The following is a 20,736-nucleotide window of genomic DNA, read 5'->3' on the forward strand; positions in this document are numbered from 1 at the left end:
GGAGGGATCGCTGATGGGACGACGACTCACACCGTTACTGGTCCTGTGCGCCTCGCTGCTCGCCGCCACCGCACTGCCCGCCGTCCCCGGCGCGGCCGACGCGGCCTCCGCGCGTTCCAGAGCCCGGCCCACACCACTCGACCGGGTGATACCCGCACCCGCCTCGGTGCAGGAGCGGGGCAGGCCCTACACGCTCACCCCGCGGACGGTGATCCGCGTGCACGCCTCCGCCGACCGGACGCCTGACCGCCGCGGGAGCCGACCGCGGCCGGGCCACGGGCCGGACAGCGGCACCGCGGGGGAGGCGGGGTCCGGGCAGGAGGCACAGGAGGCACAGGAGGCGCGGGAGGCGCGGGAGGCGCGGGAGGCGCGGGAGGCGCAGGAGGTGGCCGAGCAGCTCGCCGCACTGCTGCGGCCCGCCACCGGCTACCGGCTGCCGGTCACCACCCGCCCCGGGCGCGACGGCATCCACCTGCGGCTCGGCGGCGACCGGGCACTGGGCGGCGAGGGCTACCGGCTCCAGGTGGGCGCGCGTGCCGCGCGACTCACCGCCCGCGACGCCGCCGGGCTCTTCCACGGGGTGCAGACCATCCGCCAGCTCCTCCCCGCCGCCGTCGAAGCCCGTACCGAGCAGCCCGGCCCCTGGCAGCTCGCCGGGGGCGTCATCACCGACACCCCGCGCTACGCCTACCGGGGCGCCATGCTGGACGTCTCCCGCCACTTCTTCCCCGTCCCGGCGGTCGAGCGGTACATCGACCAGCTCGCCCTCTACAAGATCAACACTCTGCATCTGCACCTCTCCGACGACCAGGGCTGGCGCCTCGCCATCGACTCCTGGCCCCGGCTGGCCGACTACGGCGGCGGCACCGAGGTCGGCGGCGGGCCAGGCGGCTTCTACACCAAGGCCGACTACCGTGCGATCGTGCGCTACGCCGCGGCCCGGCACCTGACCGTCGTCCCCGAGATCGACATGCCCGGACACACCAACGCGGCACTGGCCTCCTACGCCGAACTCAACTGCGACGGCAAGGCACCGCCCCGCTACACCGGCACCGAGGTCGGATTCAGCTCCCTGTGCGTGTCCCTGGAGCGGACCTACGACTTCGTCGACGACGTGCTCCGCGAACTCGCGGCCCTCACCCCTGGCCGCTACCTCCACATCGGCGGCGACGAGGCGCACTCCACCAGCCACGAGGACTACGTCGCCTTCATGCGGCGCGTGCAGCCCCTCGTCGCCGCATACGGCAAGCAGGCCGTCGGCTGGCACCAGATCACCGCCGCGCCCGCCCCCGGCACCGTCGCCCAGTACTGGGGCTACGACCGGACCGGAGCCGAGGAGCGCCGCCAGGTCGCCGAGGTCGCGCGGCAGGGCACCAAGCTGGTGCTCTCCCCGGCGGACCGGGCCTACCTGGACATGAAATACGACAAGAACACCCCGCTGGGACTCTCCTGGGCCGGATACGTGCCCGTGCAGCGCTCCTACGACTGGGACCCGGCCCGCTACCTGGAAGGGGTGCCCGAGGAGGCCGTCCTGGGAGTCGAGGCGCCGCTGTGGTCGGAGACGATCGAGACCAGCGCACAGCTCGAATACCTGGCCTTCCCGCGCCTGCCAGGGCTGGCGGAACTGGGCTGGTCGCCCGCCGCCACCCACGACTGGGAGGGCTACCGGGAGCGATTGGCCCGGCAGGGCAGCCGCTGGGAGCGGATGGGAGTGAACTACTACCGCTCACCGCAGGTGCCCTGGCCCCGCTGACCGCACCCGCAGCGGTACCGGGCCCGCGGCGCCGCCACCGCGCGGCGCCGCGCGCCTTGCGGAGCCCGCTTCGAGCGGGGGAGCTTCCCCTTGCGGAGAGCGGGACCGTCGCGGGAGCGGCTCCGCGGAGGGCGGTTCTCCTCAGCGTGCCTTCAACCCTCAGTCCGTGGCATACGGCGGTGAAGGTTGGTTCCATACGTCATCAAACCTGCTGATGATCCGCCGGAGTTCGCGGGCAGCGCGAGGCGGCATGGCCTGCATCACCGTGTCGAGGAGAGCACGCGCTTCAAGAGGATTGCCGCAGCAGCACCAGTACACGTTGCCCCACTCGTAGTCGTGCCACAGCTCACGCTCGGGACGACGGACGTAGTCCTTCCACAAGCGCACGGCTGCGCTGATGTCGCCTGGCTGCAGATAATTCCGGGTGCGCTCGAGACGGTGGATCTCTGACAGAGCACGCGAGGACAGGCCGTCGATGACGGGGTTTGCGTCTGGTGTCCGGTGGCGGTGGGAGATGCCGGCCCGGATGTGTCCTGGCCGTCTACGCGGCATAGGCCTTTCGGTTCGTCATCATGCCGAACATGGTGTCATGGCTCCGCACGACACCTCGACCTGTTTCTCGCTCGCCGCGATTCGCCGGGCAGGTGGACGGCCGTCTCTACCGCCGCAACCGGCACCGCGAATGACAGCCAGAGCACCGCCCCGGTCGAAGCATCATCGGCGCGCGCCCCTCAGGGGCGGGGTCGACCGGGGCGGGGCTCTGTTCAGCCGCGGGGTACGGGGGTCACTCGCCCACTCCCAGTTCGCGGGCCACCAGCATGCGCTGCACCTCGCTGGTGCCCTCGCCGATCTCCAGGATCTTCGCGTCCCGCCACATGCGTGCCACCGGGTACTCGTTCATGAATCCGTAGCCGCCGTGGACCTGGGTGGCCTCACGCGCGTTGGTGACGGCGCTCTCGGAGGAGTACAGCTTGGCCAGCGCCGCCTCCTTCTTGAACGGCTCGCCGGCCAGCAGCCGGGCGGCCGCGTCCCGCCAGGCCACTCGTGAGGTGTGGGCCCGCATCTCCATGTCCGCGATCTTGAACTGGATGGCCTGGTTGGCGCCGATGGGCTTGCCGAATGCCGTACGGGTGTTGGCGTAGCGGACCGACTCGTCCACACAGCCTTGGGCGAGCCCGGTGGCCAGTGCGGAGATCGCGATCCGGCCCTCGTCCAGGATCCGCAGGAACTGGGCGTAGCCGCGGCCCTGCTCGCCGAGCAGATTGGCGCGGGGTACGCGCACATCCGTGAAGGACAGCTCATGAGTGTCCGACGCGTTCCAGCCGACCTTCGAGTAGGCGGGCGCCACCGTGAAACCGGGGGTGCCGGAGGGGACGATGATGGTCGAGATGCGCGGGGCGCCGTTCTCCTTGCGCCCGGTGACAGCGGTCACCGTGACCAGGCCCGTTATGTCCGTGCCGGAGTTGGTGATGAAGGACTTGCTGCCGTTGATCACCCATTCCCCGGACGACTCGTCCAGGACGGCGGTGGTGCGGGTGCCGCCCGCGTCCGAACCGCACTCGGGCTCGGTCAGCCCGAAGGCGCCCAGCATCTCGCCCGCGCACAGCCGGGGTAGCCACTCCCGCTTCTGCTCCTCGGTGCCGAAGAGGTAGACGGGCATCGCGCCCAGCGACACCCCCGCCTCCAGCGTGATGGCCACCGAGGAGTCGACCCGGGCCAACTCCTCCAGGGCCAGGCAGAGGGCGAGGTAGTCGCCGCCCATCCCGCCGTACTCCTCGGGGAAGGGCAGGCCGAACAGGCCCATGGTGCCCATCTGCTGGACGATCTCATACGGGAACTCGTGCCGCTCGTAGAACTCACCGATCTTGGGGGCGACCACGTCGTGGGCGAACTCCTCCACGGTGCGGCGCAGTTCCTCGTGCTCGGGGGTGAGGCGGTGGTCGAGTGCCATGCTCACTGCTCCTTGGGGGCGGGGGAGTCCGGGGTGTTCCGGGACTCCGTGGAAGAGGGGGAAGCGGAGGAAGCGACGGAAGAGGCCGGGCCGGCCAGGGCACGAACCGTCCGGGAGGGGCTGGGGCGGCCCAGCTGCTGTGCCATCCAGGTGCTGGTGGCGGTGAGCCGGGACAGCTCGACACCCGTCTCGACACCGAGGCCGTGCAGCATCCAGACCAGGTCCTCGGTGGCGAGGTTGCCCGTGGCGCTCTTGGCGTACGGGCAGCCGCCCAGCCCGCCGGCCGAGGCGTCCACCGTGGCCACTCCGTGCTGGAGCGCCGCGAGGGTGTTGGAGAGCGCCTGGCCGTAGGTGTCGTGGAAGTGCACGGCGAGCGTGGGGCCGCCCGGCGGACCGGAGTCGGCGGGGGCGCCCGAAGCGGGCAGCCCCGCCGTGCCGAGTGCCGTGAGCAGCGCGTGGACATGGCCGGGAGTGGCCACGCCGATGGTGTCGCCCAGGCTCAGCTCGTCGCAGCCCATGCCGGCCAGCGCCCGGCACACTCGCACCACCTGGTCGATGGGGACCGGGCCCTCCCACGGGTCGCCGAAGCACATCGACAGATAGCCGCGCACGCGGAGGCCCGCGCTCTTGGCGCGCGCCACCACCGGCTCGAACATCTCCAGCGCGCCGTCCACCGAGCGGTTCAGGTTGGCCTTGGCGAACGACTCCGTGGCGCTGGCGAACACCGCCACCTCCCGCGCGCCCAGCGCCGCCGCGCGCTCCAGGCCGCGTGCGTTGGGCACCAGCACCGGCAGCCGCACCCCCTCCAGGTCCGCCAGGCGCGGATACAGCTCCTCCGCGTCGGCGAGCTGGGGAACCCACTTGGGGTGCACGAAGCTGGTGGCCTCCACGGTGCTCAGCCCGGCGGCGGCGAGCCGCCGGATGAACTCCGCCTTCACCTCGACCGGGACGAGCGCCGACTCGTTCTGCAGCCCGTCCCGCGGCCCCACCTCGTGGATCCGCACCCGGGCGGGCAGCCCTTCCATGGGGAAGACCATCGGCAGCTCACCCGGGGTGCCGCTCCCTTCCGCCGGGCCGGCGGCCGGAGCCGGGGGGCGCCCCGGAGGGGTGTGTGCCGAGGAGTTCGTCGCGTCCGTCATCCCGTCGCCTCCGTCGCCGCTTCCGTGCCGGCCTCCGGTGCGTCGCCGAGGGCCGGGTCCACGACCGCGAGCACCTGGTCCATCGCCACGGTGCTGCCCGCCGTGACCTCCAGTTCGGCCACCCGGCCCGCGTGCGGTGCCGTGATCACGTGCTCCATCTTCATGGCCTCCACCACCAGCAGGCTCTGGCCCGCGGCGACCTCGTCGCCGACGGCAGCCTTGACCACCGTGACGGTGCCCGGCATGGGCGCGGTCAGCGCGTCGGCGCCGTGTGCGCCACCGGCCCGCCGCAACGCGTCCGCCACCGGGTCGTGGTCGCGCACCTGCCAGGCTTCGCCGTCCCTGCCCAGCCACACGCCCGGGGTGTCACCGTCCCCGCATCGGACGCGGCTGAGGGTGCGGCTCATGCCGTCCCAGTCGAGCCGGACGGTCGGGCCGCCGGTCTCGGTGCCCGGTGCCAGCCGCGCCCGCACCGGGGTGGCGCCGTCGACGCTGACCTCCATCTCGCCCGGGGCCGGGAGTTCCTCGGGGCGCCTGCCGTCCGGTGCGGTGGGCCGGACCCGGACCGCCACGGGGTCGCGGCCCGGTACCCGCAGCGAGTGCACTGTCCAGGCCCGCTGCCCGCCGAGCCGCCACCCGGACGGCACCGAGAACGGACTGACCCAGCCGCCGGTCGCGGGGGAGGCGGCGGCCGCGGGCTGCGGCGGGCCGCCCGGGGTCTGTGCCGTCCCGGTCTCCGGAGTGAGCTCCGCCTGCCGCAGCAGCGCTGCCGCGCCGTACACCTCGTCGGGCACGTTCTCGGGCAGCAGTTCGGTCGCCACGCGATCCACCAGGCCGGTGTCCAGCTCGCCGGAGGCGACCTCGGGGTGGCCGAGCAGGGCGCGCAGGAACGCCGTGTTGGTGTCCACCCCGAGCACCGTCGTGCGGGCGAGTGCCGCGCGCAGTCCGCGCAGCGCGGCGGCCCGGTCGGGGCCCCAGGCGATGACCTTGGAGAGCATCGGGTCGTAGGTCGTGCCCACTTCGGTGCCCTCGGTGAGCCCGGAGTCGGTGCGCACCCCCTCGCCCTGCGGCTCCTCCAGCAGCAGCACCCGTCCGGCCGAGGGCAGGAAGTCCACGTGCCCGTCCTCGGCACCGGGCGTGCGCCGCGCCGTCTCCGCGCAGATCCGGGCCTCCACCGCGTGACCGTCGAGGGCGATCTCCTCCTGCCCGAAGGGCAGCGGCTCCCCGGCGGCCACCCGCACCTGCCACTCCACCAGGTCCAGCCCGGTGATCAGTTCGGTGACCGGGTGCTCCACCTGGAGTCGGGTGTTCATCTCCATGAAGTAGTAGGACCCGGAGCCGTCGCCCGGCACGATGAACTCGACCGTGCCCGCGCCCCGGTAGCCGCACGAGCGGGCCGCGTTCACCGCTGCCTGCCCCATCGCCTCGCGGGTCGCCGCGTCGAGCAGCGGGCTGGGCGCCTCTTCGATGATCTTCTGGTGGCGGCGCTGGAGCGAGCATTCGCGCTCTCCCAGGTGCAGGACGTTGCCGTGGCCGTCCGCCAGCACCTGGATCTCGATGTGCCGCGGCCGGTCGATCCACCGCTCGACGAGCAGCCCGTCGTCGCCGAAGGCGCCCTTGGCCTCGCGCCGCGCCGCGGCGATCTCGTCGGGCAGTGCCGTCTCGTCCCGCACCAGCCGCATGCCTTTGCCGCCGCCGCCCGCCGAGGGCTTGAGCAGCACCGGCAGACCCGTCTGCCGGGCTGCGGCGGCCAGTTCGGCGTCGGTCAGCCCGGTGCCCGAGGAGCCGGGCACCACCGGCACGTCCGCCGCGGACACCGTCTCCTTGGCGCGGATCTTGTCGCCCATCAGCTCGATGGCCTCCGCGGGCGGACCGATGAAGACGAGGCCGGCCTCGGTGCAGCGCTGGGCGAACGCCGCGTTCTCGGCGAGGAATCCGTACCCCGGATGGACGGCTTGCGCACCGCTGCGGTGGGCCGCCTCCAGCAGCCGGTCCGCGCTCAGATAGCTGTGGACCGCCGCCGCGGGGCCGATCCGCACGGCCGTGTCGGCCTCGCGCACATGGCGGGCGTCGGCGTCCGCGTCGCTGTGCACCGCGACGGAGCGGATGCCGAGCCTGCGCAGCGTCCGGATCACCCGCACCGCGATCTCGCCGCGGTTGGCGACCAGCACCGTGTCGAACATCGGCCCTCTCCTCGTCCTCACGACCCCGTGGCTTCCGGTCCCGGGGCGCTCCGCTCCGGTCGTGCTTCCGGCCGCGTCCGCGGCCCCCTTCGCGTTCGGCTGTGTCACGTCCGGCCCCTCACATCCGGAAGACGCCGAAGCGCGGCGCCTCGGGATCGCGTCCGGGCAGCGGGGCGTTGGCACAGGCGGTCAGGGCCAGCCCCAGCACCTGACGGGTCTCCAGGGGGTCGATCACCCCGTCGTCCCACAGCCGGGCCGTGGCGTAGTAGGCGTTGCCCTGGGATTCGTACTGCGCACGGACCGGTGCGCGGAAATCCTCTTCCTCCTCGGCGCTCCACTCCTCGCCGCGTGCCTCCAGCTGGTCCCGCTTGACGGTGGCCAGCACCGAGGCCGCCTGCTCCCCGCCCATCACGGAGATCTTGGCGTTCGGCCACATCCACAGGAAGCGGGGGCTGTAGGCCCGGCCGCACATCGAGTAGTTGCCGGCGCCGTAGGAGCCGCCGATCACGACCGTCAGCTTCGGCACCCGGGCGCAGGCCACCGCGGTGACCATCTTGGCGCCGTGCTTGGCGATGCCGCCCGCCTCGTAGTCCTTGCCGACCATGAAGCCGGAGATGTTCTGCAGGAAGAGCAGCGGGATGCCGCGCTGGTCGCACAGCTCGATGAAGTGGGCGCCCTTCTGGGCCGATTCGGAGAAGAGGATGCCGTTGTTGGCGACCACACCGACCGGATGGCCGTGTACGTGGGCGAAGCCGGTGACCAGGGTGGTGCCGTACTCCGCCTTGAACTCCTGGAACCGCGAGCCGTCCACCACGCGGGCGATGACCTCGCGCACGTCGTAGGGGGTGCGGGAGTCGGCGGGGACCGCGTCGTAGAGCCCGGCCGGGTCCAGGGCGGGCTCCTCGGCGGGGCGCACGCTCCAGGGCAGGGCCGCGGCGTCGGGGGGTGCGGGCAGGGTGGCGACGATGTGCCGGACGATGCGCAGCGCGTGCGCGTCGTCCTCCGCCAGGTGGTCGGTGACTCCGGAGATCCGGGAGTGGGTCTCGCCGCCGCCCAGTTCCTCGGCTGTCACGACCTCACCGGTCGCCGCTTTCACCAGCGGCGGCCCGCCGAGGAAGATCGTGCCCTGCCCGCGCACGATCACCGCCTCGTCGCTCATCGCGGGGACGTAGGCGCCGCCCGCGGTGCAGGAGCCGAGGACCGCGGCGATCTGCGGGACACCGGCGGCGGACATCCGGGCCTGGTTGTAGAAGATCCGGCCGAAGTGGTCCCGGTCGGGGAAGACGTCGTCCTGCATCGGCAGGAACGCGCCGCCGGAGTCGACCAGATAGAGGCACGGCAGCCGGTTCTCCAGGGCGATCTCCTGCGCACGCAGGTGCTTCTTGACCGTCATGGGGTAGTAGGTGCCGCCCTTGACGGTGGCGTCGTTGGCGACGACGACCACCTCGCGGCCGGCGACCCGGCCGATCCCCGCGATCACCCCGGCGGCGGGCGCCGCGTCGTCGTACATCCCGTCGGCCGCCAGCGGCGCGATCTCCAGGAAGGGGGAGCCGGGGTCCAGCAGCGCGTCCACGCGCTCCCGCGGCAGCAGCTTTCCCCGCGCCGTGTGCCGCTCGCGTGCCCGGGCACCGCCGCCGAGCCGGGCGCGCGCGAGTTTCTCCCGGAGCTGTCCGGCCAGCTCGCGATGGGCTCTGCGGTTCTCCGCGGCGGCGTCCGAACCGGGGTCGAGGGCGCTGCTCAGGCGCGGCGCCGCGGGCCCGTGCCCGCTCACGTCCCGCACTGTTCGCTCGTTCATCCGACCGGCCCCCTCGCTCGCACGACACCACGCCCTTCCCGCCGCACCACCTCATGTCCGGCGCGGCGCACCACGAGCCGACGCCGGCACCGCGATGACCGCGAGCAGCGCGGTCGGCGAACGCGGTTAGTCAGCGTTAACTCGATGTCTCAAGGTTAACGCTGACTAACGCGGCTGTCTAGAATGGTCCGCATGAGCACGAAGACGGCAGGCACGGCCGCACCCAGCCGACGGGAGCAGATCCTGCGGGAGGCCGCACGGCTCTTCGCCGAGCGTGGCTTCCACGGGGTGGGCGTCGACGAGATAGGGGCGGCGGTCGGCATCAGCGGCCCCGGCCTCTACCGCCACTTCGCGGGCAAGGACGCGATGCTGGCCGAGCTGCTGGTCGGGATCAGCCGGCGGCTCTACGACGGGGGGCGCCGGCGGGCCGAGGAGTCGGCGGCGGCGGATCTGCCGCCGGGCGCCGCGCTGGACGCGCTGATCGAGGGGCACATCGACTTCGCGCTGGACGACCGCGAACTGATCACCCTGCACGACCGGGAGCTGGACCGGCTGCGGGAGGCCGACCGCAAGCAGGTCCGCAAGCTCCAGCGGCAGTACGTCGAGCTGTGGGTCTCGGCCGTCCGTGCGCTGTACCCGGGGCTGACCGAGCTGGAGGCCCGGGTCTCGGTGCACACCGTCTTCGGGCTGCTGAACTCGACGCCGCACCTGAGCGGCCCCTCGGCGCTGCCGGACCGGGAGACGACGGCGGCGCTGCTGCACCGCCTGGCCCGCGGTGCGCTCTCCTCCGCCGCGCCCCCGCCGGAGGGGCCGGGCGGCGGCTCCGCGGTGCGGGCCGAGTACCCGCCCGCCGGGCACGAGGGGTCGGGCGCCCCGGTCTGACGGGCGGGCGCCCCGGAGCGGTACCTCCTTCCGGGGGGCGAAGCGGGTCGCGGACCCGCTCCCGTCCCTGTTCGCCCTGGACAGCTGAGGTGACTGCTCGGTAGCTTTGACGTGTGTAGGCTGAGCAAGCGCTTAGCCATGCCGAGGCGACGAGGAGGCGTGCTGTGCGCCGCACGGTGTTCAACGAGGACCACGAAGCGTTCCGCCGGACGATCCGCGACTTCATCGCGGCGGAGGTCGTGCCCCACTACCCGCAGTGGGCCGAGCAGGGCTACGTCCCCAAGGACTTCTACAAGAAGCTCGGCGAGCTGGGCGTCTTCGGCATCGAGGTCCCCGAGGAGTACGGCGGTGCGGGGGAGACGAGCTTCAAGTACAACGCGGTGATCACCGAGGAGTGCGCCCGCGCCGGGGTCAGCTTCGGCGGCTCCAGTGTGCACACCGCGCTCTGCCTCCCCTATCTGCTCAAGTACGGCTCCGAGGAGCAGAAGAAGCGCTGGCTCCCCGCCTTCGTCTCCGGCGAGATGATGACCGCGATCGCCATGACCGAGCCGGGCACCGGTTCGGACCTGGCGGGGATGAAGACCACCGCCAAGCTGTCCGAGGACGGCACGCACTACATCCTCAACGGCGCCAAGACCTTCATCACCGGCGGTGTCCAGGCCGACCGGGTGCTGGTCTGCGCCCGCACCGCTGCCCCGGACCCGGCCGACCGGCGCGGCGGCATCTCCATCCTCGTGGTGGACGCCGGGAGCGAGGGCTACGCGGTCGGCCGCAAGCTGGAGAAGCTCGGGCTGCGCTCCTCCGACACCGCCGAGCTGTCCTTCACCGACGTCAAGGTGCCGGTCGAGGACCTGCTGGGCGAGGAGGGCAAGGCGTTCTCCTACCTCACCCACAACCTGCCCCAGGAGCGGCTGGGCATCGCGCTGGGCGCCTACGCGATGTCGTCGGCGGCGGTGCGCTTCGCCCACGAGTACGTCAAGGAGCGGACGGTCTTCGGCAAGGAGGTGGCCTCCTTCCAGAACACCAAGTTCGTGCTCGCCGACTGCAAGTCCGACGTGGACGCGATGCAGGCCGTCGTGGACCGCGCGCTGGAGGCGCTGGACGCGGGTGAGCTGACCCCCGCGGACGCCGCCTCGGCCAAGCTGTTCACCACCGAGACCGCGGCCCGGGTCATCGACAAGTGCCTCCAGCTGCACGGTGGGTACGGCTACATGCTGGAGTACCCGATCGCCAACCTGTACGCCGACACCCGCGTCTCGCGCATCTACGGCGGCACCAGCGAGGTCATGCGTTCCATCGTCGCGAAGTCGATGGGCCTGTGAGCGGCCCGGCCCCGGCACGGCTCCACCGGGCGGCCGCAGCGACATGAGCCAGGAACTGACCGACCTGCTCGATCTGCTCGACCTGGAGCGGATCGAGCAGGACATCTTCCGGGGCGGCAGCCGCGCCTCCCTGGTGCCCCGGGTCTTCGGCGGGCAGGTCGCGGCGCAGGCGCTGGTCGCCGCCTGCCGCACCGTCCCTGCCGGGCGGCTGCCGCACTCCCTGCACGCGTACTTCCTGCGCCCGGGGGACCCCGGGGCGCACATCGTCTACACCGTGGACCGGATACGCGACGGCCGCTCCTTCACCACGCGCCGGGTGGTGGCGGTGCAGCACGGGCAGCCGATCTTCCATCTGTCCGCTTCGTTCCAGACGCACGAGGAGGGGATGGAGCACCAGGAGCCGATGCCCTCGGCGCCGGATCCGGAGACGCTGCCGACCGCGGAGGAGAAGGTGCCGCGCTACCGGGAGCTGTTCGTCGACCCGCAGGTGCCCGAGCGCCTGCTGCGGGCGCGGGCCGCCGTCGATCTGCGGTACGTCGAGGAGCCGCCGTTCGCCCGGGTCGGCAGCCGGAGCGAGCCGCGCTCCCAGGTGTGGTTCCGCACCAACGGGAAGCTGGACGGCGAGCTGGACGACCCGATGCTGCACATCTGCCTGGCGACCTATGTCTCGGACATGACGCTGCTGGACTCCGTGCTGCTCGCGCACGGCCGGGGCGGTTGGGCCGTCGGTGACGTGGTCGGGGCCTCCCTGGACCACGCGATGTGGTTCCACCGCCCGTTCCGCGCGGACGAGTGGCTGCTCTACGACCAGGAGTCGCCCACGGCGCAGGGCGGCCGGGGGCTCGGCAAGGGGCGGATCTTCACCCGGGACGGGCGGCTGGTCGTCTCCGTCATCCAGGAGGGCGTCGTCCGGGTTCCCCGGGCGCGGCGTGCGGAGGCGCCGGGTGCCGCGGTGGGGCAGGCGGCGGATCAGCCCGCGAGCCCCGCGGCGGACAGCAGGTAGGCGGTCATCGGCTCGTAGTAGCGCGGGTCGACCACGTGGTCGTCCAGGGGTACGGCGACCTCCAGCGTGCCCTCCGCCTCGCCCAGGAAGAGTGCGGGGTCGTTGCAGTCGGCGAATCCGACGGTGGTCAGCCCCTGTTGTGCGGCCCGGCCCGCCCAGCCGTGGTCGGCCACGACCAGGTCGGGCAGCGGTTCGCCGGCCTGCTCCAGGCCCAGCAGCACGCCCGCCATCGGCTGGGGGGAGTGCGTGTGCCACAGGGAGGCGCCCCGTTCGTAGACGGCGACGCCCTGGAACTGGACGATGACGCCCTCGTCGGCGAAGACCCGCAGCGGGGTGCGGACGATGTCGCAGCCGGCGGCGCGCAGCGCGGTGGCGAGGGTGCCGTGCATGTCCAGCAGGGCACCGGGGTGCCCGGTGGCGAACAGCACCCGGGCGCGTGCCTCCGCCGCCTTGCGGAGTTCGGCGGCGGCCCGGTCCAGGGCCGCCACGGTCAGCTCCGGGTCGATGGTGTCCTGGCCGCTGCGGTAGTCCGGGTCGTCGTTGACGCCGCAGCGCTCGGCCATCACCGCGAGGACGTCCTGCTCGTCCGCCCAGCGCTCGCCCAGTTCCAGGCCGAGCCAGTAGTGGCGGTCGCCGTTGGCGAGCTTGCGGTAGTGGGAGAGGTTGTTCTCCCGCGGCGTGGCGACGTCCCCCGCGATCCGGGCGCGCACCAGGTGGCTGGTCAGCTCGGCACGGGAGGGCGCCGGGGGAAGCGGCAGGGCCAGGGGCACGGGCGAGAGCGGCTGCGACATGTACCCATTGTGGCTCGTACTGTCGCTCGATGGACGGAGTGTCCAAAAGGCGGGGAGGGCTCCTGCGGACCGTCCAACGGCGGACGGGCGTATTCCGCCTAGGCTCGACGGTATGACCAGCAGCGACATACCCACTCCCGACAGCGCTCCGACCCCCCGCGGCCCCGTCGACTCCTCGCGGGTTCCCCGCTACGCCGGTCCGGCGACCTTCGCGCGGCTGCCGCGGATCGACGAGACGGGCGGCCGTGCCGACGTCGCCGTGGTCGGCGTCCCCTTCGACACCGGTGTCTCCTACCGGCCGGGTGCCCGCTTCGGCGGCAACGCGATCCGGGAGGCGTCCCGGCTGCTGCGGCCCTACAACCCGGCACAGGACGCCTCGCCGTTCGCGCTGGCGCAGGTCGCGGACGCCGGGGACATCGCCGTCAACCCGTTCGACATCGGCGAGGCCGTCGAGACGGTGGAGGAGGCGGCGGGCTCCCTGCTGGACTCCGGCGCCCGGCTGATGACGCTCGGCGGCGACCACACCATCGCCCTGCCGCTGCTGCGGGCGATGGCGCGCAAGCACGGCCCCGTCGCGCTGCTGCACTTCGACGCGCACCTGGACACCTGGGACACCTACTTCGGCGCCGCCTACACGCACGGCACTCCCTTCCGGCGGGCGGCCGAGGAGGGGCTGCTGGACACCTCGGCGCTCTCCCACGTGGGCACCAGGGGGCCGCTGTACGGGAAGCGCGACCTGGACGACGACGCGAAGATGGGCTTCGGCATCGTCACCTCCGCCGACGTGATGCGCCGGGGGGTGGACGAGGTGACCGACCAGCTCCGGCAGCGCATCGGCTCCCGCCCGCTGTATGTGTCGGTGGACATCGATGTGCTCGATCCGGCGCACGCTCCGGGTACGGGCACGCCGGAGGCGGGCGGGATCACCTCGCGGGAGCTGCTGGAGATCCTGCGCGGGCTGTCCGACTGCCATCTCGTCTCGGCCGACCTGGTGGAGGTCGCTCCCGCCTACGACCACGCGGAGATCACGTCGGTCGCGGCTTCCCACACGGCGTACGAGCTGACGACGCTGATGACGCGGCAGATCGCGGCCGCTCGCGGCTGAGGGAAGCGTCCCGGATGAGTGGGTTCCGGCCGTGTTGCGGGCGCGGCCCCTCCGGCCCTTCGTACGTGTGCGGACGGTCGCCGCGCCCGGCGGGCGGACCGCACCCGTTCGGGACGCCGAACGGTCCAGGTCGGCGGGGGCTTGACGGGGTGCCGGAAAACATCCGCTCAGTCACGGAGCGCCACTGGTTTAATACGGGACGTTACTGAATTTGATCGGTCGATGTGCATTTCGTAGAAGTTATCGACAGACTGCACAAGCGATCCCGCGGGAAGACGGCGCGGAGCGGTCGCGGAGCTGGCCTCGTGGGGGGTGCCGGCCCGCACGCACCCAGGGACGCGCCGTCGGGTGGCCGGGGCGGCCATGGTGGAGCCACGCGCTCACCTGGCCGCCTTCGGCCACTCTTCGTCCCCTCCCGACCCCCCCTTCGTCCCCCACCGGCACCCGGTTTCCCCCCGCCCCGGCGCGGTCCGGAATGAAAGCCCGCTCTCCCGATGTTGGGCACTCGGCAGGAACGGTAGGGCGCAGGCCGACGTGAAGGGACTGGGGACGCGGTGACGGAGGAGAGTGCGGGTACGCCGGGCTGGGCCCGGCGGCTGGCCGGGTACTGCTGGCGGTACAGGCGTGCGGTGGTGCTCGCGCTGGGCGCCTCGCTCGGCGGCATGGCCGTCATGGCGCTCGTCCCGCTGCTGACCAAGGTCATCATCGATGACGTGGTGGTCGGCGGACAGGACGGCCTGTGGGCCTGGATCGGACTGCTCGTCGCCGCGGCAGCCGTCATCTACGTGCTGACCTACGCCCGCCGCTACTACGGCGGGCGGCTCGCGCTGGACGTCCAGCACGACCTGCGCACCGAGATGTACCGCTCGATCGTCCGGCTGGACGGCCGCAGTCAGGACGAGCTGTCCACCGGTCAGGTGGTCGGCCGCGGCACCAGCGACCTCCAGCTCGTGCAGAGCCTGCTGTTCATGCTGCCGATGATGATCGGCAACGTGCTGCTGTTCCTGGTGGCGCTCGTCGTGATGCTGCTCCTCTCGCCCCTGCTGACCCTGGTGTCGATCGCGGTCTTCCCGCTGCTGTGGTGGGTCGCCGACCTGAGCCGCAAGCGGCTCTTCCCCGCCACCTGGTACGCGCAGCAGCAGGCCGGAGCGGTCGCCTCGGTGGTGGACGGCTCGGTCAGCGGCGTCCGCGTGGTCAAGGGCTTCGGCCAGGAGGCGCAGGAGACCGGGAAGCTCCGGGCCGTCAGCCGGAAGCTGTTCGCGGGCCGGCTGCGCACGGTGCGCCTCAACGCGCGCTACACCCCGGCTCTGCAGTCCGTACCCTCGCTCGGCCAGGTCGCCATGCTCGCGCTCGGCGGCTGGATGGCCACCCGCGGCGAGATCACGCTGGGCACCTTCGTCGCCTTCTCCACCTACCTGGCCCAGCTGGTCGGCCCGGTCCGGATGCTGGCCATGATGCTCACCGTCGGACAGCAGGCCAGGGCGGGCGTCGAGCGGGTCTACGACCTGATCGACACCGAACCGCAGATGGCCGAGAGCCCGCACGCCCGCGATCTGCCCGCGTCCGCGGACGCCTCCGTCGAGTTCGAGGACGTCAGCTTCGGCTACGCGGCGGACACCCCCGTGCTGGACGGCTTCAGCCTGCGCATCGAACCCGGCGAGACGGTCGCCCTGGTGGGGGCCAGCGGCAGCGGCAAGTCCACCGTCTCCATGCTGCTGCCGCGCTACTACGACGTGACCGGCGGCGCGGTGCGCGTGGGCGGGCAGGACGTGCGCGAGCTGACCCTGGACTCGCTGCGCTCCGCCATCGGGCTCGTCCCCGAGAACCCCTTCCTGTTCTCCTCCTCCCTCCGGGAGAACATCGCCTACGGCGCCCCCGACGCCACCGACGAGGAGATCCGCGCCGCAGCCCGGGCAGCCCAGGCCGACCGGTTCGTCAAGGAGCTGCCGGACGGCTACGAGACCACCGTCGGCGAACAGGGACTGACCCTCTCCGGCGGCCAGCGGCAGCGCATCGCGCTCGCCCGCGCCCTGCTGACCGACCCGCGCCTGCTGCTCCTGGACGACGCCACCTCGGCCGTGGACGCGCGCGTGGAGCACGAGATCCACGAGGCGCTGCGCGAGGTGATGGCCGGCCGTACGACGCTGCTGATCGCCCACCGGCAGTCCACCCTGGCGCTGGCCGACCGGATCGCCGTACTGGACGGCGGCCGGCTGGCCGACATCGGCACCCACGAGGAACTGGTCGAGCGCTGCGCCCTCTACCGGCGGCTGCTGACCGACCCGGACGAACTCGGCGACGTGGAGCGCGACCCGGCCGGCATGGCCGTGCACGACGCGCACGACACCGTCGACGGGGTGACCCCCGAGCTGTGGGTGCGCGAGCAGGAGCCGGGGACCGAGGGCGCTCTGCCGGGCGGCGGCAGCGGAACCGCCGCCGCGCAGGCCGGCCGGCCCGGAGCCTTCGGCACCGAACTCGCGGGCCTGCCCGGCAGCCCCGAACTGCTCGCCAGAGTGGCGGCGCTGCCCCCGGCCGACGACCTCCCCGAGGTGGACGAGGAGCGCGCGGAGCGGCGCGAGGACTCCTACGGGCTGCGTCGCCTGCTGCGCGGCTTCGGCGCCGCCCTGCTGGTCGCTCTGGTCTTCGCCGCGCTGGACGCCGGGTTCGGGCTGGTGCTGCCCGTGCTGATCCGGCACGGCATCGACGACGGGGTGGAGAAGGGCGCGCTGGGCGCGGTCTGGTTCGCCTCCGGGCTGGCGCTGGCCGTGGTCGTCGCCCAGTGGGCCGCCCAGACCGGCTCGCTGCTGCTGACCGGACGCACCGGCGAGCGGGTGCTGTACGCCCTGCGGGTGAAGATCTTCGCGCAACTGCAGCGACTGGGCCTCGACTACTACGAACGGCACCAGGCGGGCGCCGTGATGACCCGGATGACGACCGACGTCGACGCGCTCTCCACGTTCCTGCAGACCGGGCTGGTCACCGCTGTCGTGTCGCTCTTCACCTTCCTGGGCATCCTCGGCGCGCTGCTGGTGCTCGACGTCCAACTGGCGCTGGTGGTCTTCGCGACGCTGCCGCTGCTGGTCGTCGGCACCTACTTCTTCCGCCGGCAGAGCGTCAAGGCGTACGAACTGGCCCGGGAGCGGGTCAGCGTGGTCAACGCCGACCTGCAGGAGTCGGTCGCCGGGTTGCGGATGGTGCAGGCGTTCCGCGGCGAGGAGCGCGGCGCCGAACAGTTCGCCCGCCGCAGCGACGGCTACCGCCGGGCGCGGGTGCGCGGCCAGTGGCTGATCTCGGTCTACTTCCCGTTCGTGCAGCTCCTGGCCGCCGTGGCGACCGCCGCGGTGCTCGTCGTGGGTGCCGGGCGGATCGAGGACAACAGCCTGACGGCCGGGGCTCTGGTGGCCTACCTGCTCTACATCGAGCTGTTCTTCGCGCCGGTGCAGCAGCTCTCGCAGGTCTTCGACGGCTATCAGCAGGCAGCCGTCTCGCTGCGCCGCATCCAGGAGCTGCTGCGCGAGGAGAGCAGCACGCCCGTCGCCGCCTCACCGCGGGAGATGACCGCGCTGCGTGGCGGGATCGAGTTCCGGGACGTGCACTTCCACTACGCCACCGAGGACCCCTCCGGCGCGCAGGACCAGCAGGCGGCGCTCTCGGACATCCGGCTGACCATTCCGGCCGGGCAGACGGTCGCCTTCGTGGGCGAGACCGGCGCGGGAAAGTCCACCCTGGTCAAGCTGGTCGCGCGGTTCTACGACCCGACCCGGGGCGCCGTCCTGGCGGACGGTGCGGACCTGCGCGGCATCGATCTGACCGGCTACCGGCACCGGATCGGCGTGGTGCCCCAGGAGCCCTACCTCTTCCCCGGGACCGTGCGGGACGCCATCGCCTACGGGCGGATGGATGCGACGGACGCGGAGGTGGAGGCGGCGGCCCGGGGGGTCGGTGCGCACGACATGATCGCCTCCCTGTCGGGCGGCTATCTGCACGAGGTGGACGAGCGGGGCCGCAATCTCTCGGCCGGACAGCGGCAGCTGATCGCGCTGGCCCGGGCCGAACTGGTGGACCCGGCGGTCCTGCTGCTGGACGAGGCGACGGCGGCGCTCGACCTGGCGACCGAGTCGCTGGTCAACCAGGCCACCGACCGGCTGGCCGGGGAACGGACCACCCTGGTGGTGGCGCACCGGCTGACGACGGCCGCGCGCGCCGACCGCGTGATCGTCCTCGACCAGGGGCGGATCGCCGAGGACGGCACCCACGAGGAGCTGGTGGCGCTCGGCGGGCGCTACGCGGAGCTGTGGCGGACCTTCGCCGGGGAGACGGCGGGCGGCTCCGAGCACGCCGTGGTCTGAGCCCGTGCGGTCGGGCGCCGCGGGGCCGGGTGGGCGCCGCTCGCCCGGCCCGGCACCGGGCGCCGGTACCGAGCGCTTCGCCCGGAGCGGTCAGCGTCCGCGGTTGCGCGGGTGCGCCCGGGCGGTGCGCTCGTTGCCGCGCTTGTAGTTGCCCGTCCAGCGGGCCATGACCAACTGCTCGTCCCCCGCGGACACTTCCTGGAGGAAGCGCTGGGCCCGCCCGTCGCGCAGCGTGGTGACCGGGTGGCCACGGTGGCTGATCACCACCGTCCCCGCGGGTCCGCGCTGCTCATAGGTGAATCCGTGTGGCTGCGGCATGCGCCGACAGTACGTCTCAGGCGTCGCACAGGCCGACCAGATATTCGTCGACCGTCTGCACCTGGCCGTAGGGCAGCGGCTCCGAACCGCTGCGCCAGTGCAGCGCGGAGATCTCCTCGGTCGGGGTGAAGGGCAGCACCTCGGCCAGTTCGCCGGTGAAGACGGCGCCGTAGAGCACCCGCTGCTCGGGGCCCAGCGAGGTGCGTGCGAATCCGGCGAAGCGCAGGGCCGCCGGGTCGACCGTCTGGCCGGTCTCCTCGCGCAGTTCACGGAGGGCGGCGCCGCGCGGGCTCTCGCCCTCCTCGATCCCGCCGCCGGGCAGCTCCCAGCAGGCGCGGCTGCGTACGTGCACCATCAGCAGCTTCTCGGCGTGCCGCACGACCAGCAGGACGTAGCCGACCGGGGCGTCCGGGAAGCGGCTCTCCTCGGGTCCGGTGTGGAAGGAGAGCAGCCGCATCTCGCGCGGGCCGGTGGCCAGCGGTGCGGGCGGGGAGGGAAGCGGGGAGTCGTCCATGGCGGCAGCGTAACGGCGATCGCCGACAGGGCGGTTCGCACCGCTGAGCGGTGCTCGTTCACCCGTATGCGTACAGCGGGTCGGTGTCGGGGTCTGGCAAAGCCGGTCGGACGCCGATAGGTTCACGACGACTTTTGACGTAGTAAGGGGAGGGTGAATGCGTAAAACGCTCAGATGGCTGCTGTCTCTGGTGGTGCTGATAGGCACCTTCAGTGTCGGCAGTGCCTCGGCGGGGGCCGCCACCGCGGCCGATCCCGCGGCCGGCAAGGACATCAAGGACCGCATCCTCGCGGTGCCCGGGATGAGCCTCATCGAGGAGAAGCCCGTCGACGGATACCGCTTCTTCCTGCTCAACTACGAACAGCCGGTGGACCATCGACGTCCCTGGAAGGGCACGTTCAAACAGCGCATCTCCATCCTGCACAAGGACACGAACCGGCCCACGGTCTTCTTCACCAGCGGCTACAACCTCAACACCAACCCCAGCCGCAGTGAGCCGACGCAGTTGACGGACGGCAACCAGGTCTCCATGGAGTACCGGTTCTTCACGCCCTCCAGGCCCGACCCCGAGGACTGGTCGAAGCTGACCATCTGGCAGGCGGCCAGCGATCAGCACCGCATCTACCAGGCGCTCAAGAAGATCTACCGCAAGAACTGGATCGCGACCGGCGGCAGCAAGGGCGGCATGACCGCGACGTACTACCGCCGCTTCTATCCGCGTGACATGGACGGGACAGTCCCCTATGTGGCGCCCAACGACGTCCGCAACGACGAGGACTCCGCGTACTACCGGTTCTTCCGCAACGTCGGCTCCAAGGAGTGCCGGGACCGCCTCAACGGCGCGCAGCACGAGATCTTCGAGCGGCGCGGCGCGATGGTCTCGCGCATCAAGGCGTGGGCCAAGGAGAACGACTACACCTTCAAGCTGGCCGGCAGCGCCGACCGGGCGTTCGAACTGGTCGCGCAGGACCTCGTCTGGGGCTTCTGGCAGTACCACCTGGAGAGCGAGTGCGACCAGGTGCCCGCCACCGACGCCTCCACGGACACGCTCTACGAGTGGGCCGACGAGATCGGCGGCTGGTCGGCAGGCACCGACCAGGGCATCACTCCCTACGTGCCGTACTACTACCAGGCGGGCACCCAGATGGGGTCGCCCGACTACGAGGAGCCCCTCCTCGACGACGTGCGCAAGTACCCGGGCCTGAACGTGCCGAGCACCTATGTGCCGCGCAGTATCCCGGTGGAGTTCAACAAGCACGACAGGGCGATGCGCGACATCGACCGCTGGGTGCGCCACCGCTCCTCGCAGATGCTCTACATCTACGGCGAGAACGACCCGTGGGGCGCCGAGCCGTTCCGTCCCGGCCGGCACACCAAGGACACGGCCGTCTTCTGGGCGCCCGGACAGGACCACGGCGCGCGGATCGCCACCCTCGAGGACGACGACCGGGCCGCCGCCACCAAGATGGTGCTGGAGTTCGCCGGACTGGACCACGACGCGGACAAGAAGAAGCCCAAGCGCCTGACGTCGTACGACAGGAAGCTGGACAAACCCCGGAAGCACACGCTGGAACTGCGTCCCTGACGCGGCTGCCGGCGGCGCCCTCCCCCTCGCGGCGGGGCGCCGCCGC

Annotated in this window: 14 protein-coding genes; 7 read left to right on the forward strand and 7 right to left on the reverse strand. The window is 72.3% G+C overall.

Annotated elements, in window-relative coordinates:
* Positions 1-13: 13 nt before the first annotated feature.
* On the forward strand, positions 14-1,753 hold the full coding sequence (locus ACFYNS_RS18230) for a beta-N-acetylhexosaminidase (protein WP_388603805.1): 1,740 nt from the start codon (positions 14-16) through the stop codon (positions 1,751-1,753).
* A gap of 784 nt (positions 1,754-2,537) precedes the next feature.
* Here the strand turns inward: ACFYNS_RS18230 and ACFYNS_RS18235 are convergent.
* The 4 genes from ACFYNS_RS18235 to ACFYNS_RS18250 all read right to left on the reverse strand — a co-directional run bounded on the left by ACFYNS_RS18235 (position 2,538) and on the right by ACFYNS_RS18250 (position 8,821).
* Positions 2,538-3,704 (reverse strand): acyl-CoA dehydrogenase family protein, encoded by a 1,167-nt coding sequence (locus ACFYNS_RS18235; protein WP_360299258.1) that lies wholly within the window; start codon positions 3,702-3,704, stop codon positions 2,538-2,540.
* A gap of 2 nt (positions 3,705-3,706) precedes the next feature.
* Positions 3,707-4,741 carry a hydroxymethylglutaryl-CoA lyase gene (locus tag ACFYNS_RS18240; protein WP_388603911.1) on the reverse strand — a complete coding sequence of 345 codons (1,035 nt, stop codon included), beginning with the start codon at positions 4,739-4,741 and terminating at the stop codon, positions 3,707-3,709.
* Positions 4,742-4,839: 98 nt separating this feature from the next.
* Positions 4,840-7,026, reverse strand: coding sequence for a biotin carboxylase N-terminal domain-containing protein (locus ACFYNS_RS18245; RefSeq protein WP_388603808.1), 2,187 nt, complete (start codon positions 7,024-7,026; stop codon positions 4,840-4,842).
* A gap of 118 nt (positions 7,027-7,144) precedes the next feature.
* The gene (locus ACFYNS_RS18250; RefSeq protein ID WP_388603810.1) at positions 7,145-8,821 is read right to left on the reverse strand and encodes a carboxyl transferase domain-containing protein; all 1,677 of its coding nucleotides are present in this window, start codon (positions 8,819-8,821) and stop codon (positions 7,145-7,147) included.
* A gap of 192 nt (positions 8,822-9,013) precedes the next feature.
* Between ACFYNS_RS18250 and ACFYNS_RS18255 the strand changes: the two genes are divergently transcribed.
* The 3 genes from ACFYNS_RS18255 to tesB all read left to right on the forward strand — a co-directional run bounded on the left by ACFYNS_RS18255 (position 9,014) and on the right by tesB (position 12,028).
* On the forward strand, positions 9,014-9,703 hold the full coding sequence (locus ACFYNS_RS18255) for a TetR/AcrR family transcriptional regulator (RefSeq protein ID WP_388603812.1): 690 nt from the start codon (positions 9,014-9,016) through the stop codon (positions 9,701-9,703).
* 164 nt (positions 9,704-9,867) lie between these two features.
* Entirely contained in the window at positions 9,868-11,025 is a 1,158-nt protein-coding gene (locus tag ACFYNS_RS18260; RefSeq protein WP_388603814.1) for an acyl-CoA dehydrogenase family protein, read from the forward strand.
* 43 nt (positions 11,026-11,068) lie between these two features.
* Positions 11,069-12,028 (forward strand): acyl-CoA thioesterase II, encoded by a 960-nt coding sequence (gene tesB / locus ACFYNS_RS18265; RefSeq protein WP_360300488.1) that lies wholly within the window; start codon positions 11,069-11,071, stop codon positions 12,026-12,028.
* Here the strand turns inward: tesB and ACFYNS_RS18270 are convergent.
* Positions 11,995-12,819: a phosphatase gene (locus ACFYNS_RS18270; protein ID WP_360300485.1), complete on the reverse strand. Its 825-nt coding sequence runs from the start codon at positions 12,817-12,819 to the stop codon at positions 11,995-11,997. The two genes, tesB and ACFYNS_RS18270, sit on opposite strands and share 34 nt — an antisense overlap.
* A 112-nt stretch (positions 12,820-12,931) precedes the next feature.
* Between ACFYNS_RS18270 and speB the strand changes: the two genes are divergently transcribed.
* Positions 12,932-13,924 carry an agmatinase gene (gene speB, locus ACFYNS_RS18275; RefSeq protein WP_360300482.1) on the forward strand — a complete coding sequence of 331 codons (993 nt, stop codon included), beginning with the start codon at positions 12,932-12,934 and terminating at the stop codon, positions 13,922-13,924.
* A gap of 554 nt (positions 13,925-14,478) precedes the next feature.
* Positions 14,479-18,273, forward strand: coding sequence for an ABC transporter ATP-binding protein (locus ACFYNS_RS18280; protein WP_360300479.1), 3,795 nt, complete (start codon positions 14,479-14,481; stop codon positions 18,271-18,273).
* A gap of 90 nt (positions 18,274-18,363) precedes the next feature.
* Here ACFYNS_RS18280 and ACFYNS_RS18285 read toward each other — a convergent pair whose 3' ends face one another.
* Both ACFYNS_RS18285 and ACFYNS_RS18290 read right to left on the reverse strand, forming a co-directional pair.
* On the reverse strand, positions 18,364-18,591 hold the full coding sequence (locus tag ACFYNS_RS18285; RefSeq protein ID WP_360300476.1) for a hypothetical protein: 228 nt from the start codon (positions 18,589-18,591) through the stop codon (positions 18,364-18,366).
* A 16-nt stretch (positions 18,592-18,607) separates the two neighbouring features.
* The gene (locus ACFYNS_RS18290; protein WP_360300473.1) at positions 18,608-19,105 is read right to left on the reverse strand and encodes an NUDIX domain-containing protein; all 498 of its coding nucleotides are present in this window, start codon (positions 19,103-19,105) and stop codon (positions 18,608-18,610) included.
* A gap of 157 nt (positions 19,106-19,262) precedes the next feature.
* Between ACFYNS_RS18290 and ACFYNS_RS18295 the strand changes: the two genes are divergently transcribed.
* Positions 19,263-20,690: a S28 family serine protease gene (locus ACFYNS_RS18295; protein ID WP_360300471.1), complete on the forward strand. Its 1,428-nt coding sequence runs from the start codon at positions 19,263-19,265 to the stop codon at positions 20,688-20,690.
* Positions 20,691-20,736 lie beyond the last annotated feature (46 nt).

The organism is Streptomyces sp. NPDC006925 (genome assembly GCF_042869575.1).
Lineage (GTDB): Bacteria > Actinomycetota > Actinomycetes > Streptomycetales > Streptomycetaceae > Streptomyces.